14 protein-coding genes are annotated in these 26869 nt (G+C 69.6%); 6 read left to right on the top strand and 8 right to left on the bottom strand.

Annotation, left to right across the window (positions count from 1 at the left end; translation table 11 throughout):
- Positions 1-20: 20 nt before the first annotated feature.
- Positions 21-4658, bottom strand: a complete 4638-nt coding sequence (locus ACVTJA_RS16530; RefSeq protein ID WP_465837335.1) for a cytochrome-c peroxidase — start codon at positions 4656-4658, stop codon at positions 21-23.
- 337 nt (positions 4659-4995) lie between these two features.
- Here ACVTJA_RS16530 and purE point away from each other — a divergent pair, with 337 nt between their 5' ends.
- Genes purE through ybaK form a run of 3 tightly spaced genes read left to right on the top strand, consistent with a single transcriptional unit; the run spans position 4996 to position 7113 of the window.
- Positions 4996-5493, top strand: coding sequence for a 5-(carboxyamino)imidazole ribonucleotide mutase (gene purE, locus ACVTJA_RS16525; RefSeq protein WP_465837334.1), 498 nt, complete (start codon positions 4996-4998; stop codon positions 5491-5493).
- A complete protein-coding gene (gene purK, locus ACVTJA_RS16520; protein ID WP_465837333.1) occupies positions 5490-6632 on the top strand; it encodes a 5-(carboxyamino)imidazole ribonucleotide synthase in 1143 nt (380 codons plus the stop codon). The genes purE and purK overlap by 4 nt, the downstream gene beginning before the upstream one ends.
- Positions 6633-6636: 4 nt before the next feature.
- Positions 6637-7113, top strand: a complete 477-nt coding sequence (ybaK, locus tag ACVTJA_RS16515; protein ID WP_465837332.1) for a Cys-tRNA(Pro) deacylase — start codon at positions 6637-6639, stop codon at positions 7111-7113.
- A 6-nt stretch (positions 7114-7119) separates the two neighbouring features.
- On the opposite strand, the gene ACVTJA_RS16510 is transcribed toward ybaK, so the two are convergent.
- Positions 7120-8148: a zinc-binding dehydrogenase gene (locus ACVTJA_RS16510; protein WP_465837331.1), complete on the bottom strand. Its 1029-nt coding sequence runs from the start codon at positions 8146-8148 to the stop codon at positions 7120-7122.
- A 72-nt stretch (positions 8149-8220) separates the two neighbouring features.
- On the opposite strand from ACVTJA_RS16510, the gene ACVTJA_RS16505 reads away from it, so the two are divergent.
- Both ACVTJA_RS16505 and ACVTJA_RS16500 read left to right on the top strand, forming a co-directional pair.
- Positions 8221-9486, top strand: a complete 1266-nt coding sequence (locus ACVTJA_RS16505) for a hypothetical protein (RefSeq protein WP_465837330.1) — start codon at positions 8221-8223, stop codon at positions 9484-9486.
- Positions 9487-9771: 285 nt separating this feature from the next.
- Positions 9772-10950: an EAL domain-containing protein gene (locus ACVTJA_RS16500; protein WP_465837329.1), complete on the top strand. Its 1179-nt coding sequence runs from the start codon at positions 9772-9774 to the stop codon at positions 10948-10950.
- Between the two features lie 18 nt (positions 10951-10968).
- Here ACVTJA_RS16500 and ACVTJA_RS16495 read toward each other — a convergent pair whose 3' ends face one another.
- The 6 genes from ACVTJA_RS16495 to ACVTJA_RS16470 form a co-directional block, all read right to left on the bottom strand.
- On the bottom strand, positions 10969-11430 hold the full coding sequence (locus ACVTJA_RS16495; RefSeq protein ID WP_465837328.1) for a hypothetical protein: 462 nt from the start codon (positions 11428-11430) through the stop codon (positions 10969-10971).
- The gene (locus ACVTJA_RS16490) at positions 11430-19148 is read right to left on the bottom strand and encodes an RHS repeat-associated core domain-containing protein (protein WP_465837327.1); all 7719 of its coding nucleotides are present in this window, start codon (positions 19146-19148) and stop codon (positions 11430-11432) included. The genes ACVTJA_RS16495 and ACVTJA_RS16490 overlap by 1 nt, the downstream gene beginning before the upstream one ends.
- A 122-nt stretch (positions 19149-19270) precedes the next feature.
- On the bottom strand, positions 19271-20932 hold the full coding sequence (locus ACVTJA_RS16485; protein WP_465837326.1) for a hypothetical protein: 1662 nt from the start codon (positions 20930-20932) through the stop codon (positions 19271-19273).
- 25 nt (positions 20933-20957) lie between these two features.
- Positions 20958-23318: a PhoX family protein gene (locus tag ACVTJA_RS16480; protein ID WP_465837325.1), complete on the bottom strand. Its 2361-nt coding sequence runs from the start codon at positions 23316-23318 to the stop codon at positions 20958-20960.
- A 166-nt stretch (positions 23319-23484) separates the two neighbouring features.
- On the bottom strand, positions 23485-24039 hold the full coding sequence (locus ACVTJA_RS16475) for a DUF192 domain-containing protein (RefSeq protein ID WP_465837324.1): 555 nt from the start codon (positions 24037-24039) through the stop codon (positions 23485-23487).
- Positions 24036-24434 (bottom strand): TIGR02266 family protein, encoded by a 399-nt coding sequence (locus tag ACVTJA_RS16470; protein WP_206720196.1) that lies wholly within the window; start codon positions 24432-24434, stop codon positions 24036-24038. The genes ACVTJA_RS16475 and ACVTJA_RS16470 overlap by 4 nt, the downstream gene beginning before the upstream one ends.
- Before the next feature lie 25 nt (positions 24435-24459).
- Between ACVTJA_RS16470 and ACVTJA_RS16465 the strand changes: the two genes are divergently transcribed.
- Positions 24460-26832, top strand: a complete 2373-nt coding sequence (locus ACVTJA_RS16465) for a hypothetical protein (protein ID WP_465837323.1) — start codon at positions 24460-24462, stop codon at positions 26830-26832.
- Positions 26833-26869: the final 37 nt, after the last annotated feature.

Raw genomic sequence — 26869 nt, 5'->3', positions numbered from 1 at the left:
TCAGGCTTCAGCGGACGCCGTCAGTAGCAGAGGTAGTTGTTGTCCCAGGAGTGCGGGTCCGCAGCCTCGTACCAGGCCACGCACGTCCTCCCCGCGAGCGGCCCCACGTCGGACCACGCGAAGTCGAGCCGGGACTGGGACGGCAGGCACAGGTAGTTGTCGTGCCAGGCCGTCTGCACCGGCTCCATGCGCTCGGTGACTTGCGTGCAGCGCATGCCGGCGATGGGGTTGGCGCCGCTCCAGCGCATGCCGATGTCGCGGTTGGCGCAGAAGTAGTTGTCCCCCCACGTGCCCGCCACGTCCTGCGACTCGTTGACGGAGGTGCACGCCAGCCCCGCCGGCGCACCGGCCGAGAAGAACTGGAGCGACAGCGGCTCCTCGCGCCAGCAGACGTGGTTGTCCACCCAGGGCTGCGGATCTTTCGGCTCGTACACCTGCGCGCAGGTGAGCCCGGAGATGGGCCCGGCCTGCGAGTAGGACAGCTGCGCGTCCACCTCGGGCGGCACGCACAGGTAGTTGTCACCCCACGTCGTGGAGGGCGGCTCCGCGTCCTCGTACACCTGCGTGCAGCGCATGCCGGCAATGGGCCCGCCCATGCTCCACCGCATGCCGATGTCCTTGTTCGCGCAGAGGTAGTTGTCGTTCCACCCGCCCGCGGCGTCATAGAGCTCGTTCATCTCCGTGCACGTCATCCCGGAGATGGGGCCCTCCGCGCTGAAGCGCAGCCGCAGCGGCTCGTCGTAGCAGAGGTAGTTGTCGGACCAGGCGTAGGGGTCCGCCGGCTCGTAGAAGCGGACGCAGGCCTTGCCGAACACGGGGCCCGCCATGGACCACGTCAGCCGCAGCGGCGAGTCATTGGGCACGCACAGGTAGTTGTCCGCCCACGTCGTGGAAGCGGGCTCCGCGCCCTCGTTGATTTGCGTGCAGCGCATGCCGGCGATGGGGCCGGCGCTGCTCCACGCGAAGCCCCGGCTCTGCGGCGCGCAGAGGTAGTTGTTGTCCCAGGAGTCCGGGTCCGCGCTCTCGCTGATGGCCACGCACGCCATGCCGGGAATCGGGCCATGGTCGCTGAAGGCCAGGCCCTCGAAGCCCGCCGTGAGCACCGGCCCCGCGTTCTGGAGCGAGCGCAGATAGACTTCCAGCGCGTTCAGCTCGCGCTCCGACAGCGCCAGCGGGCGCAGCTCGGGGTCGATGATGCGCAGGCCGTCCGCCACCCGCCCGGGCGCGTTGCCCCCGGCGTTGTAGAAGTCCAGCACCTGCCGCAGCGTGGTGCGGCTGCCGTCATGGAAGTACGGCCCGGTGTTGGCCACGTCCCAGAGCGTGGGCGTCTTGAAGGCGCCAGCGCTGGTGGTGGAGACGCCCGTGTCGTGGGCCAGCTCGTCCGTGAGGTTGGGGCCCGTGTGGCAGGCGCTGCAGCGGGCCTTGCCCTCGAAGAGCTCCTTGCCGAGCCGCAGCAACTCCGGCCGCAGCAGGGTGCCCTGCCCGTCCACCACCGGCTTGCCGGAGGCGATGACGGCCTCCGCCAGCGAGTCCACGCTGAGCTGCACGAGTTGGAACGCTGTGAGCGCCAGCTCCAGGTGCTCGCGGGTGACGGGCACGTTGCCGAAGACCGCGTTGAAGCCCTGCCGCAGCACCGCCTGGTCCGCGCCGGTGTTGATGCGCTCCAGGACCTTGTTCACGTCCGCGTTGAGCTCGCGCGGGTCCACCACCGGCTCCAGCGCCAGGTCCATGAGGTCCTGCGAGCGCCGGGCGAAGAACTGGTTGGTGCCGAACGCGCGGTTGACGATGGTGGGCGCGTTGAGCGTCAGCGGCTGCACGCCCACCGCCGTCGCGCGGCCGTCCGTGAAGGCCCGCGCCACCTGGTGGCACGTGGAGCAGGACAGCGGCGCGTTGGTGCCCGCCTGCACCTGGCTGACGCCCGCCGCGTTCGTCGACAGCACCGGTGAGTGGAAGAGCGAATCACCCACCGAGACGAGCTGGCGGAAGGCCGCCTCGCGCGACGGGTCCAGGAAGACGTTGAAGGCCACCGGCACGCGCAGGTCCTCCGCGCGCAGGAAGCGCGGGAAGCCATCCGCCTGCAGGCTCAGCCGGCGCGGGTTGGTGACGCTGAAGTAGCGAGCGAAGAGCGTGCGCGCCTGCGCCGGCGTGAGGAAGTCCTGCCGGCCCGCGAAGGCGGACGCGGACGCGGCCAGCTCCTCGAAGGGCACCGCGGCCCGGTGGAAGGCCAGCTCGTCCACGAAGAGCGCGTCATTCGCGGCGCAGGCCGCGCACTGGCCCGCCGGGCCCACGCGCAGCAGTTCCGCGCCGTTCCCCGTGCCCTGGTAGAAGGCCCCGGCCTCCAGCCCGGCCTTGGCGACGGCCACGCCATTCACCAGGAGGAACACCGTGGACTCGTCCGGAGCCACCCGCAGCGCCACGTGGCGCCAGCGAGCCGCCTGCGTGCTCGGGAGGTCCGCCACCTGCGCGAAGGGCAGCACGCTCGGGCCCGTGAGGGTGAGAGACCTCGCGAGGCCCTTGGACGACGTGTAGAACACGTCCGCCATCAGCGTGCCGTTCTGGATGCGGAAGGCCCAGAGGCCGTGGTGCTGCGCCAGCGGGAGCGTGGCCCCCGTGGTGTCGAACAGCGGCAGGAAGGCCAGCTCCGCGGTGAAGCCATTGTCGTAGAGCTCCCCGGCGAGGCAGCCCTTGTTGCGGCGGCATGACGTGCCATCCGGGACACCGGCCGCCACCGAGACGAAGCCGGTGGCGCCCAGGCTGATGGCGGTGCCGCGGAAGCCCGAGAGGTAGCGCTCGTCGGCCTGCGGCCCGTAGACCTCACCGACGAAACGCGCGGCGCCCTGGAGCTGACCCACGTACGGGTGGAGGGCCACCAGCGGGTTGCCGCTCGCGTCCAGGAAGTCCGTGTTGTTGGAGTCATCGTGGGTGAGCGGCAGCGCGCGCAGCACCGAGGGGGCGGCGGCCTTGTCGTAGAACATCTCGTTCATCGGCAGGTGGATGAGGCAGCTCGGATTCACGCCGCACGCGAACGAGGCCTCCCAGTACTGCATGTTGCTCCACATGGAGGTGTACGCCTCGGGCACCAGACCGAGGCTCGCGTACGCGGCGCCCGCGGCGTTGCGCACGCCTTCCGCCTGCGACATGAACTGGAACAGCGGCCACTGGCGGCGCAGCGGCAGCGAGCGCTCCGCGCTGGTGCGGTTCTCCGCCCAGAAGCCCGTGGCCGTGTTGAGGAACACCGGCGAGAAGGGCCGGTGGATGGGGTCCTCGGGCGGCACCGGGGACATCAGGCGCTGCGGGTTGAAGCGCCGGCTGTTGATGGTGCTGTCGAGCCGGCGGAACATCCAGCCGCTGTGCTGACCGAAGGAGAAGAAGTGCATGCCCGTGGAGCTCTCGAAGCCCTGGGGCAAATCCAACGCTACGGACGGCTGGACGCTGCCGTTGACGTTCGGGTCGGGGCGGCAGAAGACGTCGGTGCCCTCGGGCGTAATCCACGTGTAGCCGCACGAGGTGTAGTGCGTGGGGAAGCCGCCATCCGTGCGGCGCGAGCCGTCCGCGAGGAAGAGGGGCCGGGCGGCCACGGGGTACACGCGCGCGAAGTCCTCCTCCGTCGCGGTGGTGCAGGACGACAGGCCCGTGGCCGGGTCGATGCGGCGGCAGATGCGCTGCAGCCCCTCCACGTTGTTGCGCACGCTGTCGTAGAGGACACTGAACTCCCGCTGCGTCGTCCAGGTGTTCGGATTCCAGGGCGTCTCGTTGAAGGCCCAGTACCCGCCCTGGGCCGTCATCAGCCGCGAGTCACCCGTCACGCTCGCTTCCAGCGACCAGAGGTAGAAGGACGACCCCTGGCTGCGGCAGATGGAGAAGGCGTTGGACACGTAGCGCGCATTCACCACGTTGGGCGTCGCCGCGCGGGCCACGACGCCGGTGCTGGTGTCCGGACGGCGCGCGTCCACCACCACCGCGAGCTCCGCCTGATGCAGCGCGAGCGCGCCCGTCGCCGTCGCGTAGAAGGGCTGGAAGTGGATGAGGCGGTAGCACTCGTAGCGCCCGGCGGGGTTGATGACGCCCTCCTGCGTCGCCGGCGTGGCGTTGAGGCACTCGCCGGGCTCGGTGACGGGGAAGGGCTTGCCCGCGGGCGAGTAGCGCGGATCCAACACCAGCGTCCCCTGCCCCGAGTTCACCCAGGGCTGGAGCGCCGTGTTCGTGTAGAGCGGCGCGGAGCCATTCACATGCGTGAGGGTGACGGAGCGGGCCGCGAGCGGAGGCAGGGCGAGTGTGAACGTCGTCCCCTGCGCCATGGCGGCCGAGAAACGGGGCGCGCCATCCGTGACGGTGATGGACGGGTCCCCCAGGGCCATGAGGTTGATGCCGGCGCCTCCGAAGCCGAGCCCCAGCCGCCCGTCCGGCGTCAGCAGCACCGGGGCGAAGGGCTGCGTGACGATGGCGTTGCGCAGGGTGATGGCGGGCAGGCTCCGCGTCTCCGAGCCTGTCAATGCGGCGGAAGCGGCGCCCTCCTGCGCGACGGCGGCTTCGGTGGGTACGCCCTCCGGCGCCGTGCCGGTACACCCGGCCAGGAACGCCAGGGGCAGGAGAAATGGAGCGAGCGCCTCACGGAGCCTGGAGCCACCGCGAGAACGCAACGGATTGCGTGGAGCCATCCACGGCCTTCGATGATTCATGTGTGATTCCCCCTCTTCGGACCGGGAGGCGGTGAAGGGCCTCCCGGGTGGGGCCTGGGGCCCCGGATGGATACGTCACGAAGCCTTGCGCCTGGCCGCCACACGGCCGGGCACCGGGGCGATTGCATCCCGGCGGGCTCCAGCGCAGTCATACCGTGGGGCACCCACACCTGGACGGACGGCGGGACGGACGGGCGCCCCGTGCCCACTCGGGTGCACCGCCCTACCTTCCGTGTTGACCGACGTTCCCCCCCGCCCTATCTCCGCGTTTCCTCCGGCCTCGGCTGGAGAGAGCGCACGGAGGCGCGCACACCACATGGCGAGTACGGTCACCCCCTGGGTCGGGGTCATCATGGGCGGCAGGAGTGATTTGGAGTACCTGCAGCCCGCGGTCGACATCCTCAAGGAGCTGGGCATCCCGCACGAGGTGCGCGTGGTGTCCGCCCACCGGACGCCGGACTGGATGATGGAGTACGCGTCCACCGCGGAGTCTCGCGGCCTGTCCGTCATCATCGCCGCCGCGGGAGGGGCCGCCCACCTGCCCGGCATGGTCTCCAGCAAGACGCTGCTGCCCGTCATCGGCGTGCCCATGCCCACCACCCTGCTCAGCGGGTTGGATGCGCTGCTCTCCATCGTCCAGATGCCCAAGGGCGTGCCCGTGGGCACGCAGGCCATCGGCAAGCCGGGCGCGGCCAACGCGGCGCTGCACGCGGCGGCCATCCTCTGCCTGAAGTACCCGGAGCTGCGCGAGCGGCTCGCGGCCTGGCGCAAGGCGCGCACCGACGAGGTGCTGGCGCACCGGGAGATTTCATGAAGTCACGCGTGGTGCTCCCCGGCGGGACGATTGGCATCCTCGGCGGCGGTCAGCTCGGCCGGATGATGGCGCTGGCGGCGCGCACGCTGGGCTTCCAGGTGCAGGCGCTGGACCCGGACGCCACCTGCCCTGCCCTCTCCGTCGTGGACCGCTGCATCACCGCGTCCTTCTCCGACACCGCCGCGGCCGAGGAGCTGGCGCGTGGCTGTGACACGGTGACGCTCGAAATCGAGAAGGTGTCGCTGGCCACGCTGGAGGCGGTGGCCCGCCACGCGCCCATGCGCCCGGGCGCGGACGTACTGCGAATCGTCCAGCACCGCGGCCGGCAGAAGGGCTGGCTCGCGAAGGGCGCTTTCCCGCTGGGCCCGTGGCGCGAGGCGCACTCCGAGCAGGAGCTGGCCGAGGCGATTCAGGCGCTGGGCGGCCGCTGCTTCGTGAAGTCCAGCGAGGGCGGCTACGACGGCCGTGGCCAGTGGGAGGTGAAGTCCGCCGCGGACGCGCCCACCGCGTGGAAGGAATTGGGCGAGCGCTCCGTGGTGGTGGAGGCCGCGCTGGATTTGAAGTCCGAGCTGTCCGTGCTGGTGGCGCGCAGCCCGAAGGGCGAGACGGCGGTGTACCCGCCCGCGTACAACCACCACGAGGAGCGCATCCTCGCGTGGTCCCTCCTGCCCGGCCCGCTGCCGCCGAAGGTGGCCGCGCAGGCCACGGAGCTGGCGCGCGCGATTACGGACTCGCTCCAGGTGGAGGGGCTGCTGGTGGTGGAGATGTTCCTGCTGGGCGACGACACGCTGCTCGTCAACGAGGTGGCGCCGCGTCCGCACAACAGCTTCCACTCGACGGAGGTGGCGTGCCTCACGTCGCAGTTCGAGCAGGCGGTGCGCGCGGCGTGCAACCTGCCGCTGGGCTCGGTGGAGGTGGTGCGCCCCGCGGCCATCGTCAACCTGCTGGGTGACCTGTGGCTGAAGGAGGGCGGGCCGCGCTTCGAGGATGTGCTGGCCATGCCCGGCGTCCGGCTGCACCTGTACGGCAAGAAGGACGCGCGCAAGGGCCGGAAGATGGGGCACCTGTCCGCGGTGGGCTCCACGCCCGAGGACGCGCTCGCGCGAGTGAAGGCCGCGGCCACCGCCCTGGGAGTGTGACGCCGTGAAGACGAACGCCGCCCGCATCCTCGACTCGCTCGGCGTGAAGTACGAGCTGCGCGACTACGAGGTGGACCCGGATGACCTGTCCGCGGAGTCGGTGGCCGCGAAGGTGGGCATGCCCCCCGAGCAGGTCTTCAAGACGCTGGTGGCGCGAGGAGACCGCACGGGCGTGCTGATGGCGGTGGTGCCCGGCAACGCGGAGCTGGACTTGAAGGCGCTGGCGCGGCTCACCGGCGACCGCAAGGTGGACACCGTGCCGCTGAAGGAATTGCAACCGCTGACGGGCTACGTGCGCGGCGGCTGCACCGCCATTGGCGGCAAGAAGGACTACCCCGTCTTCGTCGACGAGACGCTGGAGCTGTTCGACGTGGTGGCGGTGTCCGCGGGCGTGCGCGGTACGCAGCTCGTGCTGGCGCCGGCGGACTACCTGCGGGTGACGAAGGCGAAGACGGGCCCCATCTCCCGCGACAAGGCGTAGGCGCAGCTACGCCGAGGCGCCCTGCCCCGGCACGAAGAGCACCTTGCCCGCCGTCATGTCCGACGAGGCGATGCGCACCGCGTCGCCCGCGGACTCCAGCGGCAGGCGCGCGCGCACCGGCGTCTCCAGCACGCGGCCCACCAGCGCGGGCACGGCCATGCCCGCCTTGAGCTTCTCGCGGCCGAATCCCTGACGGACCCAGCGCTCCGTCCAGAAGCCCTCCACCTTCTTGTCGCCGAAGATGAGCTCGCCAGGGTGGATGCGGCACTCCTGCTCGGACAGGAGACCGTGGACGATGAGGGTGCCACCGTCCGGCATCGCGTGCAGGAGCTGCCCGGTGAGCCTTCCGCCCACCGCGTCGAAGGCGAGCGACACCTTCAGCTCGTGACACTTGATGCGCAGCAGCTCCTCGAACTCGGGCTCGTGGCTGCTGAGCACGTGCTCGGCGCCGCGCTTCTTCAACAGCTCCACCTGCTCCGGCCGCCCCACCACGTTCACCATGGGCAGCTTCGCGCGCTTCGCCAGCGCGAGCATCATCCGGCCCAGTGAGCTGGCCGCCGCCGTCTGCGCGAGGGCCACGTGGTTGCCCTCTCTCGCGCGCTCCATGAAGGCCCAGGCGGTGACGGGGTTGACGAAGAGGCACGCGCCCTGCTCGTCGCTGATGTGCGAGCGCAACGGCATGCACTGGGACAGCCCCACCACCGCGTACTCCGCCCAGAGTCCGTCTCCCTCCGGCGGGGCCGCGCAGGCCACGCGCCGGCCCACCAGCAGCTTGCCCGTGACTCCGCCCGCGGCCACCACCGTGCCGCTGCCCTCGAAGCCCGGGACGGTGGGAAGCGGCTTCTTCACCCCGTACGTGCCGCGGACGAACATCATGTCGGACGGGTTGATGGGGGACGCCGCCACGCGGACCAGGACCTGGCTCGTCGTGGGCCGGGGCACGGGGCGCTCCTGCACCTGGAGCGACGTCGGCCGCCCGTCGTAGGCGGTGAGGACCAGCGCTCGCATCGTCTCGGGAACGGGAGGGGTGCTCATCCGGAAGACCTTTTTATTCTCCCGCGCGTGAAAGGGGGAATTCCCAGCCCGACCCGACTCCGTGGGGTGTCGATGAGCGCCACCATTCTACAGTTCCACCACCGTGAAGCCTTCGAGAGGACCGTGACGCGCGCCCTGGCCGCGGGCGCGGGGGCGGGCCTGGTGAACCTGGCCACCGCGCGCCTGGGGATGCCATTGCCGCTGGCGTGGCTGGTACCCGCTGCGGTGGTGCTGGCATGCGCGCAGGGTGACCGGTGGGACCGCTTCCTCCTGGGGGGCCTGGGGTTGCTGCTCACCGCGATTCCGTACGCGCTGGGCATGGCGCCCGGGTGGACGGTGGCGTGCAGCGCGGCGGCGGCGGGGGCGCTGCTGGTGCGCGCCCGGCTCAGCGAGCGGGGCGAGAAGGGACAGGTGGCCGAAGCGCGGCCCACGCTCGTGCACTTCGGGCTGGGCGCGGGGTTGAGCGTGGGCCTCACGCTGGCGGGCCTGGAGGTGGCGAAGGTGTTCTCCGCGCGCATGGCGGACCTGGCCACTCCGGCGTTGCTGGGAGCGGGCGTCGTGGGCGGCATCCTGGGTTTGTTCGTGGGCTTGAGCGCGGTGGCCGCGCACCTGGGACTGTCGGCAGACCCGGTGGAGGCGCGCGCGGAGGAATTGCTGCCGCGATTGGCGGGGGACTTCCGCACGCTGTCCGAGCGGGCCCTGTCGCTGTACCGGCAATGTGGCCAGTCGCTCGCGCTGCTGCCTCGCGAGCCCGCGCGTGAGGAATTGGCGCGGACGCTGGCGCGGATTACGCGCGACGCAGTGGAGCTGGCGTCGGAGTGGGCCGGGGTGGAGGCGCAGCTGGAGGAGCGGGCCCAGGCGGAGCTCCAGGCCGAGCGCGAGGAGTTGGAGCGCAGCGCTCGCGCGAGCACGGACGCCGTGGCGCGGCGGCAGCTCGAGCTGGCCGCGGCGTCGTTGGCCGAGGAGGTGGCGCACCTGGGCGAGCTGAAGGGGCGTCGGGAGCGCATCCTCGCGCGGCTGCGCGCGGAGGTGGCGCTGCTGGAGCGGGCGCGGGTGGCGCTGCTGTCGCTGCGCAGTGGTCAGGCCCAGCTCAAGGCGGCGGAGCTGTCCGCCCTGGCGCGCCGCTTCCGCTCGCTCTCGTCCGTGCAATGGGAAGAGGGGCAGTCGCTGGACGCCGTCGCCACGCAGGCCGCGCTGTCGGTGACTCCGCCGGTGGCGGCTTCGGCTGCGGAGCCGGTGAGTGCTTCTCCAGCGCTGTCCGCACCCGTGAGCGAGCTTCCTCCGTCCGATTCGGAAGCAGCGCTCTCAGGTGGGCCTGAGCGGGTGAGGGAGTCCTGAAACGGCCGGCCGGGAGGCAGGCAGGGGCTTCCGCGCGACGCAGCCCGGCTGGAAGTTGAAGGGACATTCAGCCGCAGGGCCGAGGGGGCGCGGGGCCGGGAGTTGAACGGGTATTCACGTTGATATCCGAGGGAAAACAGCGACTTACGCAAGCTCGCGGGTCCTGGCGGGGCCACCCGGCCGGCCGGTGACGCGGGGTTACGGAGCCCCGCGTCACCCGACCGCCATGGGTTTCTCACAGGGGTGGCCTGAAGGCGTGGGACGGTTGGGCTACACTTTCCCCACATGAGCCTCTCCTCATCTTCCACCCAGGCCCCCGCCTGGCTGTGGAACGGCGACGAGCCGAGCGTGACATCTGTGTTTCAGCCCATCGTGGATCTGCTGCACGGCAAGGTCATCGGGCACGAGGTGCTCTCACGAGGACCCGGTCAGTGGCGGGAGGCGACGGCGCTCTTCACGCAGGCGCGCGCGGAGGGCTTCACCTGGGAGCTCGAGCGCGCGTGCTGGACGTCCGCGCTGCGGTGCATCTCCACGCTGCCGGCCGAGCAGCGCAGTGCGCCCTTCTTCTTCAACGTCAGCCCGGACGTGCTGAGCGACCCGCGCTTCGGTGACGGCTCCACCGTGGCGCTGCTGGCGCGCTATGGCCTCACGCCGCGCCACCTCGTGCTCGAAATCACCGAGAAGGCGGCGTTCGAGGACCACGCGCTCATCCAGCGGCTGACGCGCCAGTGCGCGGCGGAGGGCTTCGGCCTTGCGCTGGACGACTTCGGCGCGGGGCACTCGGGGCTGGTGACACTGGTGCACAGCGCGCCGCAGTTCATCAAGCTGGACCAGGCGCTCGTGCGCGACATCCATCGGTACAGCTACCAGCAGCACCTGGTGAAGTCGCTGGTCAACTTCGCCGCGAGCGTGGACGCGGTCCTCATCGCCGAGGGCGTGGAGACGTGGGACGAGCTTGCGGTGCTCTTGCGGCTCGGCATCCGCCACGTGCAGGGCTATCTCATCGCCCGCCCTGCCCCGACCCCCGTGCTGCCCACCACCGAGTTCGAGACCGCGCGGCACAAGGCCATGCGCGCGCTCGACTTCCGCGAGCGCGAGGATGACGAGACGGTGGGCAGCATGATCATCCGCCGCCTCTGCGTGGATGAGTCACTGCCCACCGATGAACTGCACGGCCTGTTCCGCGAGGCGCCTCAGTTGGACCACGTGGTCCTCCTGAACGGAGAGCAGCCGAAGTCCCTGGTGACGCGGCAGCGCATGTTGGAGCGCGATGAGCACCCGCTGGTGGTCGAGGACCGCATGGCGATTACCACGCTGGCCCGCGTGGCGATGAAGCGCGGGCCCGAGACGCTCTACGAGCCGGTGGTGGTGGTGGACGGCCAGGGACGCTTCCTGGGCACGGTGACGATGAGGCAGCTCATCCACCGCTCCACGGAGCTGCTGGAGCGCCGCGTCTCGCGCTGAGGCGAGCGCTCCTCATCTTCACTTCGTATCCGAATCCCTGGGCGTGCCCGGGGAATCACGCTTCGGCAGGTTGCGTGTGGCAGCCAGAAGCAACCGGTACAGGTCGAAGGCAACTCCTTTGGGGCCGAAGGCTGGAATCTCGAAAACCTCACCGGAGTACAGGACAACGGACAATGACTCCGAAATGGGCTCCTTCACCGGAAGCACCAGCCGTTCGATGTCCGCGAACCGTACAAACGAGACACCGTTCGGAGACAGAACCGTCAGTTGCTCCTCACCAAACAAGAGGGCCTGCGCCCTGCTCCCGGGAACGTTCTCGTAGACACCAAATGTAGCGGCGGCGAATGGCACATCATCCGTCCACCAGGTCGGGCGCGAGCCATGCGCAAACGCATAATACTGCTTCAGCCCTATCATCGCTCCGCCCCGCCCAGGCTTCAGGTGGAAGTTTCGATTGACGTACCTCTCCAGTGTCATCATCAGAGCGGTCCCTCATAATACATCGTCCCATTCGGACGCGAATTGAACCCCAGCCGCTCCAGGAAGGCGCGCAGCTTGCCCGTCTCCTCGACAACTGGCGTGGTCTCGATTCGCATCGAAGTTGCGCCATCCTCTCGAGCCATGGTCGTCATTCTCTTGAGCACCCGCACCGCGGACGTCCCTATCCCCCTCACGGTCCCCAGATATTCAAACTTGAATATCGCAAGAGAGTCCTTGAGACGGTACAACACTTGAACGTTCGCATCGGTCGCGCCGAGGCCCAGGTCCGCGGCCGTGAGCTGGACGGTTGTGCGGCTGTTCGCGAACAGGGTGCTCATCGACAGCGAGCTTCCCCACCCTGACAACAGGGGCGAGACTGCCAGCAGACGCTGAAGCGTCAGTCCCGCATAGTCCAGCGTGAAGCCAATGCGGGGCAGTCCGGGCATGTACCACCCCCCATTCCAGTCCTGCTGGTAGCCCATGGCCGACAACTGCTCAGCCGTATGGCTCCAGACCATCGAATCATCCAGATAGACACACCCATGACAGTCATCGTAGGCCTGTGTGGCGCCGGTCCCCGAGCCGCCTCCCGTATCCGACGAGGAGGCTGCGCCACCTGCTCCCGCCACGCCGTCGCCGGTGCTGGCACCCGAAAAGCCATCATCATTGCTGCCCCCACCCTTCACTTCGGAGCCGCCCTTCACGAACTCCGCTTCGACGGCAATCTCGTCGACCTGAAGCGACTCTCCGTCCACCTCCATGGTGCCGACGTTGGGGGTATAGGTCGTGCTGAGGATGCGGAGCTCCTCGTTGGCGAAGCCCGACGGGTCGGTCCATCGCAGCGGGTTGTTCAGCGCGTACGAGTAGCGGTTGTGTGACTGGCCGAAGGTGGGGAACTGGACCAGCGGGTCCCGGCTGAGGAAGCGTCCTGTCCTCGGGTCGTAGACACGCCCCCGCATGTTGATGAGCCCCGCTTCCTCGTCGTGCTCGTGAGCGGTGAAGCCACGCCTGGGCATGCCGGGCACCCACGACTCGGGAAGCGCGGGGTTGGTGGCAAGGGCCCGCGCGCCGAACGGGTCGTATTTCAGGCGCCGCACCACGCCGCCCGAAGCGTTCGTCACCGTGTCGACGGACCCCTGGTGGTCACCGTGCAGGTACAGCACGTCCTTGCTGGTGATAGTCCCGGCCTGCTCCTTCCAAGACACCTCCGCCACCGGACGGCCATCGCCGTGGATGTGGAAGACGTGCTCCGCGCTCGTGCCGGAGCGCCGGTGCTCGTAGAGCCCCTCCACATACGCCGTCGTGGCGCCCGTGCTGCTGCGCTTCAGCGCGCGAGTCTGGTTCGCGCCGTACTGGAAGGTGAGCACCTCGGAGGCCAGCTCGATGCGCGAGGGCAGCCCGAAGCCGGTGTAGCGCACCTGCCTTCCGGGCGCGGAGACCTGATTGCCATTGGCATCGTAGGCGTAGGTTCCCCAGGTCGAGTGCGTCACCGCGAAGGCGCCGTACCCCAATGACGTGTCGTAGGTGAGCGAATAGGGCGTCCCGTCACCCTCGTACACGTCCCGGCCGAGCAGGTTGCCCAACCCGTCGTAGCGGAAGCCATGGACGGAGCGCCGCCCCGGAGCCACCACCGTCCAGCCAGTGAGCCGGTCCAGCGAGTCATAGCCAAACGACTCCGACACACCCGTGACGCCGTCCTGCCGCGTGGAGAGGTTGCCATTGGCGTCGAAGTCGTAACCCAATGACTGCACCACACCCGACGCATGCGCCGTATCGATGCGCCGCAACACACCGCGAACAGGGTCGTACTGGCGGGTGGACGTCACGCCGTTTCCGAAGCGCTCGGACTTCAGCACCCCCGCGCCCGTGCGCGACTCGGCGGACCAGTACACATGGCCGCTCACCGCGTCGCGGACGTCCTTGGGCGCGCCCCATGCCGTATAGGTGTGGCGGACCTGGAAGCGGGATTGCCCTGGCACCTCCGGGTAGGAGAGCACGTCCAGCCGGCCCACCGAGTCGTAGCCGAGCCCCACGGTGTACTGACGCCCATCGATGGTCCACGCGCTGCGCGCCAGCCGGCCCACGGAGTCATAGTCATACGTGGTCAGCACGCCGTCCGGACTCAGGGCCGACGCGAGCTGGCCTCTCCCCTTGCCGCTTCCCGTGTCCCAGATGAGGCGTGTGTCTCCCTCCGGTCCCGTCTCCAGCACGGTGCGCCCCAGGAGGTCGTGCTCGTAGGTGGTGACCGCACCCGCGGCGTCCGTCCTGCGTGTCACGTCGCCAAACGCGCTGTAGGTGAGGTCCTCGCGGTACTGCCGGATGCCCTGCGGCTCCACCAGCACCGTGCGCCGCCCCAGGCGGTCGTACTCGAGCTGGGCGGTGTGGCGCACCTCGCTGTTGACGAGCTGCTCCACCTTCTCCGGCAGGTTGAAGGGGGCATATGTGAAGCGCGTGCGCAGGGGTTCGCCCTGCGGCCCGGTCTGAATGCTTTCCCGGATGCGGCCCAGCTCATCGCGCACCAGGGTGCTGTGGTTGCGTTTGGCGTCCCAGCCCTCCGTCGTCAGGGTGGTGTGCTGGTACTCCTCGAAGGAGCCATCGCTGTGACGGGCGAAGAGCAGGCGCCCCAGCTCGTCGTACTCGTAGCTCGTGAAGAGGATGATGTCCGTCGAGGTGTAGGGCTGCCAGACCTTGGAGACACGCCCCAGGAGGTCGTACTGGACGGGCGCATAGACCGGCCGCCCCTCGGCGTCGGTGGACTCCGAAACCACCTGCCGCTCGAGACGGTCGAAATAGACACTCACCCGGCTCCCATCGGAGCGAGTGGCGTGGGCGATGCTCCCCAGCTCGTTCAGGAAGTAGGTACCGCCGCTGCCGTAGGTGAAGGACACCTCCATTCCATCCGGCTGCCCCTCCCAGCGAATCCGCCCGAAGCCGTCATAGCGCCGGCGCGTCCGCAGGCCATTGGCGTCCGTGCGAGCCACCTCCACGCCCAGCCCGGAGTGATAGGCAAGCTCCGTGCGATGGCCCATGGCGTTGGTGATGGACGCGGGGAAGGTGCCATCCACGTTGTCGTAGGCGGTGGAGGCGACGCGCGTGTGGCCCGCGGCGTCAGCGTCGGTGATGCGCGTGACGAGCCCGTACGCATCGCGCTCGAAGGTGCTGCGCAACTGGAAGAGAGCGTCCCCTTCCTCGACGGTCCGCGTGCGCAACAACCCCGTGGCTGGGTCGTGCGTGTAGCGGATGCGGCGGGTGACAGAAGCACCGGTCCGCGAGCGGCTGATGTGCTGTTCGCCGCTCGGACGTCCGATGATCCATGCCCCGGGCCAACGCTCGTAGGTGGCGCGCCACTCCTCTTCGTCGCCTGTGTACAGCCCGCCATACATCGAGCGCAGGTGCCGCAGCGTCGGGTTTCCATCCGTGTCGAAGGCCAGCGTGGTCTGGGCGCCGAATGTCACCCGGGCGTCCTCCAGCGACACGCCCTGGCCCCATTCCAGATGGACTTCCGACTGGGAGGAAGGCCAGGCGAACCGGACCTGCCCTCCCGCCTCGGTGTGGAGCGAATAGCCCGTATGGCGCTGCTCCCGCACGTAGAGCCCCGAGCCGAGGCGCAGCGTCTTCTGCTCGAAGACGGGACGGCCCGCGTACGGCCACGCCGTGCCCGCCCGGGTGTCCAGGCCATACCGGGTCAGGCGCTCCTCCCCGGTCCGCACCTCCGTGGCGACGCGCGTACCGAAGCCGAGCCATCCCCGCCCCTGGAGGTCCGCGCGCGCGTCCGAGTACGTGTAGCGGGTGGCATCCAGGCCATACACGCCATTCTCCACCCGGTGCTCCGCCACCACCCACAGTCCTCGCGTCACGCGAATCTGGGGCAACGCAGGTTGGGAACCGGGCGAGTAGACGTTGCGGTCCGACAGGGGCTTGTAGTCGAACTCCGAGCGGGCACCGACGGCGTCCGTCACCCGCGTCAGCAGGTCCGGCTTCTGGCCCTTGCGCAGGTAGAGACGCACCGTCCCATTGACGGCCTGGACGATGTCCCGCAGCCCGTCGCCGTTGGCGTCCAGCAACTGGTGCATCTTCCACCCGCTCTGAGCCGTCATGCCCAGTGGCACGGAGAGCGGGCGCGCACGGAATTGGTTGCCCGTGGACTCGAGGACCAGCCAATGACCGCGCGAGCCCTGTGAGACATAGGAATTGGCGATGAAGATGTCGGCACGCCCGTCGCCGTTGAAGTCGTCGACGCGGACACCGCCCTCGATGCCCCGGTAGCCATAATCGAGCTCGCCGAACTGGTGCTCGACGGGCAGCGATTGCAGCCGCTGCGGCAGGAAGCCGTTGCCGGTGTTGATGGAGATAAGCGGATTCTCACCGCTCCACAGGACGCTGACAGCGTCGGAGAGCCCGTCCCCATTCAGGTCGGCGAACCAGTGGCGGTAGCCGGTCCACTGCGTGGCCTGGAGCGCGGTGGGCTTGCGCACCAGTTGGTTGCCCGCGCCCAGCATGAGGGCCGTGTAGTAGTAGGGACTGGACGCGGGGTCCGTCGCCAGCAGGGCCGTGCGGCCGCTGCCATCCACGTCCGCGAACTGCGCACCCGCCTCATTGACCGCGTTGACCGGCAGCTCCGTGTAGGCCCCGAGCGTGCCCCCCACGTTGAGCCGGTAGCCCCACGCGGTATGGGAATCCCACGCGTTCGAGGTGATGGAGCGGGTGGCCTCGGGGAGCCCGTCGCCGTTGAGGTCTGCCACGTAGAACAGCGGCAGCGCCGGAGTGCCGGTGGTCACCCACATCTTCGAGGACTCGAGGTCCACCCCGTCCCAGGTGAACCCCGCGCCATTGGAGCGGTACAGGCGGTAATGGGACCAGCCATCCTCCCGCGTGGCGAGGTTGACGAAGTCCAGCTTCCCGTCGACGTCGAAGTCGGCGGGACGCCCCGCGGAGGTGACTCCCTCGTAGAAGTTGTCGGGGACGTTGGCAGGCTGGCGCGGTCCGAAGCCCTGGCCGTTGCTCAGCCGCACCCACCAGCGCCCGTAGCCCAGCGAGCCGCCGCCATCGTTGAGGTACTCCCGGTAGAGCAGGTCATCCCAGCCGTCGCCGTTGACGTCCGGCGTGTGCAGCATCCACACGCCCTCGGCCCGGGCGTAGCCCGCGCTGTTCGTCACGTCGGTGATGCCGGTGGGAATCTCCTCGAACTCCGCGCTGCCGGGCGTCCACTCGAAGCGCGTCGGGGCCTTGCAGACCCCCGCCCCATCGCACTCGTACAGCTCCGTCAGGACGCTCCGCCCGGAGATGGAGGGCGTGCCGTACACCAGGCGGTAGCTCCGCAGGAGCGCCGGCTGCGTCGGATGGGGTCCCCGCATCTCCAGGCGGGCCAGCCGGCGCGAGCGGCGGAGCTTGATTCCCGAGACGTACTGCTCGGTGACATCCGGGCGGTTCTCGTAGACGAACGTCACCGAGCGGGTGGGCGCGGGCGCCCCCTGCACCGTCGAGCCGGTATAGACAATATCCTCCGGCCAGTGCTCCACCGACTCGTCCACGTAGGCGTCCCGGAAGGAGCCGTAGCGCACGCGCAGCGCGTTGCCAGAGCGGTCGCGCAGCTGGGACATCGCCCACGTGTAGCGGACGGATTCAGGGTACTGGAAATCGACGTTGTCCCTCCCCAGGGGCCGCAGGCGCGCGCGCTGGGCCTCCACCCGGGAGTCCGTCGTGCCGCCGAAGGTGAGGATGCGCCCGTCCTTCAGGTACACGTCGAAGGAGGTGGGCCCCAGTGCATCCGGGTTGAGGGAGACGATGCGCGCGAAGAGGTTGTTCTCCGTGCGGTACTCCGTCCCGTGGGCGCCATAGACACCGCTCACTGCCACCAGCCGGTTGCCGTCGAGGCAGAAGCGGTCCGTCGAGTCGAACCGGATGGCATCCGCCTCGCTGTCCTGCGCCACCGTGCGCCTGCACCGGGAGATGCTCGACAGGCCCGTGAGGGAGAAGCCCACGCCCAGTGGCCCATCACCCTGGCGGCTGTTGTACTGGAGCGTCAATTCCGGCTGCACCCCCGCGCGTCCCGGAGACACCCAGAGCGGCAGGGAATAGGCAGCGGCCCCATCCGCGGTGACGGATGGCGTGCCGGTGGTGCGCCCCGGCGACTGCCCCATGCTCTCCTGGGAGGGCACCACATCGGTGCAGGAGGGACAGACTGGAGCGACGCGATAGGGAATGGGCCCCTGCCCCTTCATCTCGGACCAGAGCTGCTGCGCCTGTGCATTCACCTGAGCCAGCGACGAGCCCCGCGCCGACGTCACGAGCTCGGGCACGCCACAGGTATAGGCCGGTGCAAGTCCATGGCTCTCGTGGCGGCATGCGCCATGAATGGGGCGCGTGACGTCGTCACACGAATAGGTGCGTTTGATGCCGCACGACACCCCGGTGCCCTCACGGAACGTGGGCCAGTTCTGGAAGGTGATGTCGCACGAGGCGGTGGGGTCCCCCTCCGCATTGGTGGTCATGGGCCCCTGCGTCACGCTGTACGTCACCGACGCCTGGAGCTGGGTCGGAAGCGTCGCGCGAATCTCCGAGGCACGCTGGGAGCACGTCTTGCTCAGCTTGGGTGTTTCCACCTGCGTGCAGTCCCGGCCGGGGTCCGGAGCAGCGACCTGGCCACCGCTCGAGGTGAGCGTGGGCAGGCACACCCAGACCAGATCGATGTAGCCGGGAAGCATCTCGTGCACCTGCCGGGTGCCAAGGCTCTCCACGCCGAAGTCCGGGTGACGGCACGTGTTGTATTCCGTGCAGGTCTTCTGCTCGTAGCCAGTCCGCGGGCAGGCCGGGGAGGACTGGAGGTTGAAACACTTCAGGCCAAAGGTGTAGCCGTCGGCGCAGGTCTTGTTGGAGTCCGTGGTACCCGCGGGCCAGCAGCCGTTCGCGTCCAACGCGCCGGTCTCCGAGCAGGAGGTGCAGGTGGGCTGGACCCGGAACACGGGAGCGCCCTGGCCTTTCATCGCCGCCCACTCGCTGGCCGCTTGCGCCTGCACCTGGACGAGCGAGACGTTCGGCTGCGTGAAGCGGGTCTCCAATCCGCAGTCGAGCGCGGGGGCTTCACCATGGCTGGGATGCCTGCACTCGCTGAACTGCTCGGGACCGCAGTCATACGTCTCGGTTCCGCACTGGGGCCCCGTGCCGGTGTTGTAGGTCAGCGGGAAGCCGGAATACGTCACGTTGCACTCGGTGACATACCGGCCGTCCGAGGTGTCCAAGTACGTATTCTGTGTGAAGGTGAAGGTGACGCCTTGGCGATTCAGTGGATTGGGGACTTCTGAAGCCAGGATGTCCTCCGCCATCCCCTGGCAGTTGTTGAGGCCCCATGGATCAAAGTCATAGTCATACGCGTACCCGAGGTAGGAATACGTGCCACGAGTCGCCACGCCAAAGTCGGGGTGGGCGCACGTCTTGTTTCGCGTGCACGTTTGCCCCGAGGGTTGCAGGGGGCACGCGGCTGAGCGCTTCAGGTTGAAGCACTGAAGGCTGTAATAGAAACCGCCCGCACACACCTTCTGGTCATCGGGCGTATTCGCCGGCCAGCAGGCATGAACGAGCTCCTGCCCATCCGACGACGTTTCCAGGCCGGGCTCGAGCTCGACGGAGCTGCCCTGACAGGCCATGACGCCCGCCACCAGGAGTCCCAGCAGCACTGTCCGCGAAATGCCCGCCGTGCGCGCCTCCAGCAGTCGCCGCACGCACGAAGCGCCCCTACCCGTCTCGATGTATGGCAATGCGCCCCCTCACAAGAGGGTGCACGATGTCGCCGTTCTGACAGACAAACACACGCAACTTTCGTGTCACGGAGCGCAATCCCTGCCTACTCCCACGACAGGTGCAGCCGCCCGTCCTCGAAGACGAGGCCGGCGTCTTCCAATCCCGTGGAGCCGTTCTCGATGTGCGTGAGCACGTTCTTCGGCGGCGCAATCAGAGTATCGCGTCCCTTCGTGAAAGCCTGCTCAGGCACCAACGCCATATAGGCCCGGTCCAACGCCAGCGCCCGCTCGCGCGAGGGCGTCAGCAGCCACGCCAGGTCCCTGTCGCCCCCCTTCGCGGCGCGGCGCACGTTGGCCTCATCCAAGACGCCGCCCGGGAAGAAGCGCGAGAGCAATTCGTCATTCGCGCGCAGCTCGTCGCCGCCCTTCACGCGCTCGAAGTACGTCAGCACCTCCGGCTTCGCGTGGCCCGCCTGCGGCACGTCGGGAATGCCTCGCAGGTCCTGGTGCCTCCAGCCTTCCTTGCCCGGCACCTTGCGCGGAAAGCCAAACGTCTGGTCCACCGTCACGCCGAGGTTGCTGTGACAGCCCATGCAGAAGACGTGCTCCTCCATCGTCTGCACGCGCAGCCGCCCGCGCGCGTCCTCGATGAAGCCCTGGAACCGCCAGCCGAACTCGTTCACCAGTCCCAGCTCGGGGTTGCCAGGGAACACCGGCAGGCGCCCCTGGAGCTTCTTCTCCGCCTCCTCGGCGTAGAAGCCCTGCACGCGCAGCTCGTCGTGCTCCTCGTCCTTGCGCGAGTAGCGGACCTCCTTCATCCGCGCGGACAAGAGGCTCGGCGCATCCGGGTCCACGTAGCGCACCGTGTGCAGGAACTCCGTGCCCCGTGGGTAGAAGTGCTTGCGCACCGCCACCTGCGCCGCGGCGCCCGCGTAGTGCGCCGGGAGCCCGCGCACCTCCTCCACGCCGGGCTTCAGCTCACCATCGCCGTCCAGGTCCACGCCGCCCGCGCGCTCATCCACGGGCTCCACGCGGCGACGCGCCTGCGTCACGTCCTTCAGGCCCGGGTCCACCGTCATCGCCGCCTCGAGGATGGCGAGGTTCAGCCGGTACACCTCGCGAGACGGCTGCCCTGCCGCATCCCTCCTGAACACATCCGGCAGGCGGATGAAGACATCATCCGTGCTGCCATTGGTGGGCCAGAAGGTGCCGGGAAAGGGCTTGTAGCGCACCGCCCGCCAATCACTGCCATCGCGGGCGAAGCCGTCTCCATCGAAGCCCTGCTTCAGGTCCAGGTCCGGCACCCAGCCCTTGAAGCCGCCGGGCCGCCCCTTCAGCGCGGCCGCCAGCGGCGTGTAGTTGTCGCCGCGGATGTACTCCCGCACCTCGTCGTCGGAGATGTCCGCCATGACGGCGGAGCGGTCCGTGAAGAGGTTCGTCCACTGGTTCGTCTGCCCCACGTCGCTGAAGGCGTACTCCGTCTGCAGCGCCGAGTCCCCCATGACATTGGCGCCCACCCCGCCCGTGTGGCACGTCCAGCACGGGTTCGAGACGCCCTCCGTCTTCGTGTAGCAGACGGAGGGAATGGGGGCCTCGCGGTTGAGCACGCGGCTGCCGCTCGCCAGGGCCTGCGCGAGCGGGTCGAAGGGAGGCTCCGGTGTGGGAGGCTGCCGCGTCCTCCACACGCCGACCGCGGAGACCACGAGCCCCACCGCGAGGGCCCCGATGAGGGCCCCCTGAATCATTCCCTTCGACATCGCGCGCATCCGACTCACTCCCGGGGACTGCTCGCTACGGCCAGACGCTGAAGTTGTCCTCGCCCGGGTGCTGGACGCTGACGAAGAGGGTCTTCATGTCCGCGCTGAAGGCGGGGCCGGTGGCCTCCGCGTCGCTCGGCATGGAGAGCACGCGGAACGCGCGGCGGAAGTACTCGCTGCCGCGGTGGGCCGGGCTCTGGTCCAGGTAGTAGACGCTGTCAGCCACCTTGTTGACGCCGAAGTTGCCGTCGGTGCCGAACCACACGCCGCCGTCATGGTCGATGGCGATGTTGTCCGGCTTGGCCGCCGAGTACTCCGGCGCCGCACTGAGGGACGCCGTCTCGCCCTTCCACACGCGGAAATAGGTGAACGTCTTCGAGCCGCCCGGCGCCGCGGTGTTGGACTCGCGGATGCCGAAGATGGAGCCCACGCGGTCTCCGCTGCGGTTGTCCGTGGCGCCACGGCTCTTCTTCACCCACGTCCCCTCCGAGTTGCGCTCGGCGGTGGCGACGCGGCCCTGCTGGTCCAGGTAGGTGGGCTGCCCGTGCTCCGTGAAGGCCACGTACAGGAGCGGCGCGCCGCTCGGGTCCTTCGGGTTCCACTCCAGGTCCTCGGGGCGGTTGAGCTCCATCACGCCAAGCTTGTTGGAGACCGTGAAGAGCACCTTGCGCACCTGGTCGTCGCTGGTGAAGCCGCCCACCGCGTTGTAGCTGGCGTCGCGCAGCGCCGCACCCACCGTCAGCGTGGGCTGGCCATAGGCCGCGCCGTTGGGCGCGAGGTCCTGGCTGTCCACGCTCAGCTCCACCCAGCGGCCCTGACCGGGCGCCTGCTCGGTGGGGATGGCGCCGCCCACCAGCGTGTCACCCGTGCTGTTGTCCAGGCCCGCGAAGTGCGCGGCGTACAGCTTGCCGTCGTTGAGCAGGTCGCGGATCTGCTTCTTCGTCATGCCCTCGGTGTAGACGCCGCTGGAGACGAACTTGTAGATGCGGCCGCCACGGCGGTCATCGCCGCCGTACATGACGATGGGCTGGTTGTTGAGGAGCTTCCAGTTGGCGTCCACCACGAAGGCCGCGTTCTCCCAGTGCGCGCGGCCCATGGCGCCCAGCTTGCGGTGGCCCGCGCCCGGCTTCGTCGCGTCCTTGTCGTACCAGAGGTTCGCGGGCTGGCCCGGGTCCACCTCCGTCAGGTAGCCGTAGCCGTCCCTCCTGTGGCTGGAGTTGACGTCGGGGCTGATGAAGTCACCCGTCGTGGAGGGCATGAAGTTCGGCGAGACCGGGGCGCCGGGGGCGAAGCCCGGGGCGTTCTCGTTCCAGACGTTCTGGCTGTCGGTCCACAGGGCCATCTCCGGGTCGCCGTAGGCACCCTGGACGTTCTCCTCGCCCATGAAGATGGTGCCCCACGGCGTCTGGCCACCCGAGCAGTTGGAGTGCGTGCCGGGGACCACGCCCTCGGGCAGCGCGGCGCCGCTGTCATCGCGCTCGGTCGCGGACAGCGTCACGCCCGTCACCTTCGCCAGCGTGGCGCTGGTGGCGTCGTAACGGACGTTGGCCGCGTTGCGGTCCACGGCCCACTCGCCGGTGGCCGGGTCCTGCACCACGCGAATCCACGAGCCGCCGACCTGCTTCTTCCACTCCTTGTTGTACGCAATCAGCTGGTCCGCCTGCCACGTGGTGCCGTCCGTCACGTTGTTGGACAGCGCGCCCGTGTTGCGGAGGAACTTCGCGAAGTCCAGGTGCTGGCCGAGGGGCGCGGTGCCGGTGCTCGGCCTCGAGCCGGAGACGTACTCGTGGTTCACCCACATCCAGCCAGACGTGCCGTTGCCGTTGAACTGGGGCGCGTTGCCGTTGGCGGACCAGGTGTCACCGAAGAACGCGATGTAGTCCGCGTTGCCGCCGAAGCGCGGGCTCGTCTTCGCGAAGCCGATGGGGTCCATCCACTTGATGACGGTGGTGGAGAACAGGCCCGGCACCGTGCGCACGGTGTCCGTCGAGGCCGGCGGCAGCGGGAAGACCATGGGCGTCGGCATCTTCCCGGCCACCACCTGGTCCACGCGCGCCTTCACGTACTCCGGCAGGTTGGTGGCGCCGGTGCCCAGGTCGCCGCGGAACGTGATTGCAATCACCGAGGACAGCGCCGTGCCCGACTCCACGCCGGGTGCGCGGGTGACGGCGCCGGGGCCGGGCTGGCCATTCGAGCCCGGGCCCGAGGGACCCTGCGGGCCCTGCGAGCCGGGCTGCCCGTCCTGGCCATCCTGCCCGGGGGCACCGTCCTGCCCGTCCTGGCCGGCCGCGCCCTGGGCTCCATCGAGCCCCTGCTCCCCCTCACAGCCGACGACAACCACGGTGCTGCCCAGGAGCATCGCGCCGGTGGCGAGCCCCAACAGACGAGAAGCCATGAAGTACACCCTCCAAGGTGGTTTCGCGGCCCGAGGACACGCGAACGCTGGCGCATCCTGCGAGGGCCGTGTGGCAACCCATTGGAGAGAGTGTCACTTCTTCATCACGGCGGCGCCCCCGCGTCACGGGCTCGCGACACGTGCCGGCGGCGGTGACGCGCGGTGCTCAGGGGGCGATGCGCACTCCGGACACGCCCTCGAACTCCACGGCGCTGCCCTTCTTCACGCCGACCTTCTCCGTCCAGCCGCCGGGCACCTCCAGCACGTACTGGCTGGGCAGCCCCACCGAGCGGGACGTCAGCGTCCGCGGCTCCGCGCGAGAGACGATTCCAGCCACGCGCAGGTCCGTGGTGATGAACAACATGTCCAGGGGGATGAGCGTGTTGCGCATCCAGAAGCTCTGGACGTTCTCCTCGGGGAAGAGGAAGAGCATGCCCTTCCCGTCCGCCAATTCCTTGCGCCACATGAGGCCGCGGGTGCGCGCCTCCGGGGTGGCGGCAATCTCCACCTCCACGCGGTGCACGCCGCCGAAGGCGTCCTTGAGCCGCACATACCCTCGGGGCAGCGGCTGCATGGGGTAGTCCTCCGCGCTGACGTCGTTGGACGGCGGCTTCGCGGGAGCCGCCTTCCGCGGCGTGCTGCCCTGGGCCTCCTGCTGGCAGCCGGAGACGAGCAGCGCCCCGGCCAGCGCGGCGCCCCGGATGAAGGCGTGGGCCCTCACGCGTGCGGGTGCAGCGGCTTGTTGAGCAGCTTCTCCGTCAGCTCGGGCCCGAGGCTGTCGGACATGAGGCGCTCGACGATGGTCTCGAACTCCACCCGCTGGCCCTCGCTGCTGTAGATGAAGCGGATGCCCATGCCGGGCTCCTCCGCGTCCGCCTTGGACCAGACCACCTCGCCCAGCAATTCGAAGGGGGCGTCGCGGTGGGGCACCGTCAGCTTGAAGAGGAAGCGCGTGCCGATGGGCAGCGGCTTCTTCGTCTTGATGAAGGTGCCGCCCTTGCTGATGTTCTTCGTGTAGTCCGCGAAGAACGAGTTGAGCTTCTTGTAGTCGACCTTCAGCTCGATGGGCGCGCGCCCATGCTGGCGGGCCTCGGGACCTGTCTTCTGTTCGGACATGCTGGCCGGGAGTATAGGGGAGGCCATGCGGCAAGTCCTCACCCGTGCCCTGGGCCTCCTGCGCCGCCCGGCTGTCCTGGCCACCGTCCTCGTCCTGGCGGGAGGTGGCTCGGCGCTCGTCCTCGTGCCTCTCTTCGGCGTCCCCGGCTTCGAGCTGGGCCTGGCCCTCTCCATCGCCGTCGGCCTGCTGGGAGGGGGACCAGGCATCGCCGCCGCCTTCCAGGAGCGCCGCCTGCTCCTGGGGGTGGACCCCCGCCCCCCTGGCGCCCTGCGTGAAGAGGCCCCCGGCACCGCCGTGGGTCGCGCCCTGGGGGCCGCCCTCGTCCTGAATGTGGGCGTGCTGGTGCCTCCCTTCCTCGCGGCCACCCTCTTCGCCCTGCTGCGCACCGCGTGCGACCCCTTCGAATTGGTGGGCTTCTATCCCCTGCTCACCCTCCCCTCGGCCGTGCTGGCGTCGGCGGCGGGCGTCTTCTGCGGCTTCAGGGCGAAGCGGCCCCGGGGTGCGGTGGGCCTGTATGCGCTGCTGGTGCTGGTGTCGGCCGTGCCGACGGTATGGCCCATCGTCCTCGGCCCCCAGGTGTTCGCCTTCAACCACTTCCTGGGACACATGCCGGGGCCGCTGTACGACGAGGCCCTGGCGGTGACGCCCGCCCTGGGCTGGTTCCGCCTGCAGACGCTGCTGTGGGCCTGGGTGCTGGTGGGCCTGTCCGCCGGCCTGCTCGACAAGGGCACCGGAAGGCTGGGCCGCTCCGGTCTGCGCCCGGGGGCCCTGGTGCCGCTGGTGCTGCCGCTGGCCGCCATCGCCTTCCTGGAGTCGCGCGGGCCGGAACTGGGCCTGCGGATGAACGACGCGCACCTCGCGGAGACGCTGGGCGGCCTGCGCGAGACGGAGCACTTCCGCCTGCACTACTACCGGGGCAAGCCGCGCGAGGACGTGGACCGCTTCGTCCGCGACCTGGAGTTCCGGTGGATGCAGACGCAGCGCTTCCTCGGCGTGGCGCCCACGGAGCGCATCGACATCTGGCTCTACAAGGACGAGAAGCAGAAGCAGCAGCTCGTGGGCGCCGGCCGCACCCAGTTCGCCAAGCCGTGGCTGCACGCGCTGCACATCCAGGACAAGCCCTTCCCCCACTCCACGCTGCACCACGAATTGGCGCACGTCATGGCGGGCCCCGCGGGCGGCGGCCCCTTCCGCGTCACCACCCGGCTGGGCGTGTGGCCGCTGATGGGGCTGATTGAAGGCCTCGCGGTGGCGGCGGACGGTCCGGTGCAGGGCGACCTCACGCTGCACCAGTGGGCCGCGGGCATGCGCCGGCAGAAGCTGGCCCCGGACATGCGCAAGCTGATGGGGCCGGAGGGCTTCTACCAGTCCGCGCCCGCGCGCGCGTACACCGTGGCCGGCTCGTTCCTGCTGTACCTCGCGGAGACGTACGGCGCGCCCAAGCTGCGCGCCGTGTACGCGCACGGGGACTTCCAGGACGCCTACGGCCGGCCGCTGGACGAGCTCGTCACCGAGTGGGAGCGCTACGTAGACGCGCTGCCGCTGGACGACGCCGCGGTGGCGCGCGCCTTCGCCCGCTTCCGCACCGGCAGCCTCTTCACCCGCGCCTGCGCGCGCGAGGTGGCCCGCCTGTCCGAGTCCGCCCGCGATGCGCTCGCCAGCGACCCGGAGGACGCGCTGGAGCGCTACCGCCGCGCCGCGGACCTGCAGCCGGATGAGCCCTCGTTCCGCATCGGCCAAGCCGCCGCGCTGTCCGTCATGGAGCGGTACGACGACGCGGCCGCCGTGTTGACGTCGCTCGCGGACTCCGAGCGCGTGAAGAGCCAGCCCGTGCTGGCAGCCGAGGTCGCCATGGCGCGCGCGGACGTCGAGCTGCGTCGCGAGCAGCCGGACGCCGCACGCCGCTTCCTCGACACCGTGCTGGCGAAGGACGCGGGGCCGGAGCTGACGCGCACCGCGCAGGTGAAGCTCGCCGCGTTGGACCCGGACGCGCCCGGGCGCCGCGCCCCCATCGACGCCTACTTCCGCGCCACGCAGGAGGAGCTGCGGCTCCTGCTGCTGAACCGCGCCCTCATCGCGCTGCCCGGTGACGCGTACCTCAACTACCTGCTGGGGCGGCGGCTGAGCCAGGTGGGGGCCCCCACGCTGGCCGGGGAGCCGCTCCTGCGGGCCCTGTCCGCCGAGGCGCTGCCCGAGGCCCTGCGCCGCGAGGCGCTGCGCCTTCGCGTGGAGACGGCCTACCTGGCCGGGGACTGCGGCGCGGTGCGACACGAGGTGGGTGCCCTGCCGGACTTCGGCGCCGCCTTCAAGGCCACAGCCGACGAGTGGCGCGAGCGGTGTGATTTCGAGGAGACGACCTTCCGGGGCCCCCTCGTGCCACGTCAGGCTTTCCGCTAGCCGGGGATTCCGCTAGGCAGGGCCCGACAGCAACGAC

The sequence above is a fragment of the Pyxidicoccus sp. M6 genome, assembly GCF_055568925.1.
The sequence above is the reverse complement of the archived record's forward strand: the minus strand, read 5'-3'. Positions and strand labels throughout refer to the sequence as shown.

Coding starts and splice junctions, on each gene's coding strand:
- ACVTJA_RS16495 (WP_465837328.1), bottom strand. CDS start 11,430: ATGATGACACTGGAGAGGTACGTCAATCGAAACTTCCACCTGAAGCCT.
- ACVTJA_RS16470 (WP_206720196.1), bottom strand. CDS start 24,434: ATGTCCGAACAGAAGACAGGTCCCGAGGCCCGCCAGCATGGGCGCGCG.
- ACVTJA_RS16530 (WP_465837335.1), bottom strand. CDS start 4,658: ATGGCTCCACGCAATCCGTTGCGTTCTCGCGGTGGCTCCAGGCTCCGT.
- ACVTJA_RS16500 (WP_465837329.1), top strand. CDS start 9,772: ATGAGCCTCTCCTCATCTTCCACCCAGGCCCCCGCCTGGCTGTGGAAC.
- ACVTJA_RS16485 (WP_465837326.1), bottom strand. CDS start 20,932: ATGCGCGCGATGTCGAAGGGAATGATTCAGGGGGCCCTCATCGGGGCC.
- ACVTJA_RS16510 (WP_465837331.1), bottom strand. CDS start 8,148: ATGAGCACCCCTCCCGTTCCCGAGACGATGCGAGCGCTGGTCCTCACC.
- purK (WP_465837333.1), top strand. CDS start 5,490: ATGAAGTCACGCGTGGTGCTCCCCGGCGGGACGATTGGCATCCTCGGC.
- ACVTJA_RS16480 (WP_465837325.1), bottom strand. CDS start 23,318: ATGGCTTCTCGTCTGTTGGGGCTCGCCACCGGCGCGATGCTCCTGGGC.
- purE (WP_465837334.1), top strand. CDS start 4,996: ATGGCGAGTACGGTCACCCCCTGGGTCGGGGTCATCATGGGCGGCAGG.
- ACVTJA_RS16505 (WP_465837330.1), top strand. CDS start 8,221: ATGAGCGCCACCATTCTACAGTTCCACCACCGTGAAGCCTTCGAGAGG.
- ACVTJA_RS16465 (WP_465837323.1), top strand. CDS start 24,460: ATGCGGCAAGTCCTCACCCGTGCCCTGGGCCTCCTGCGCCGCCCGGCT.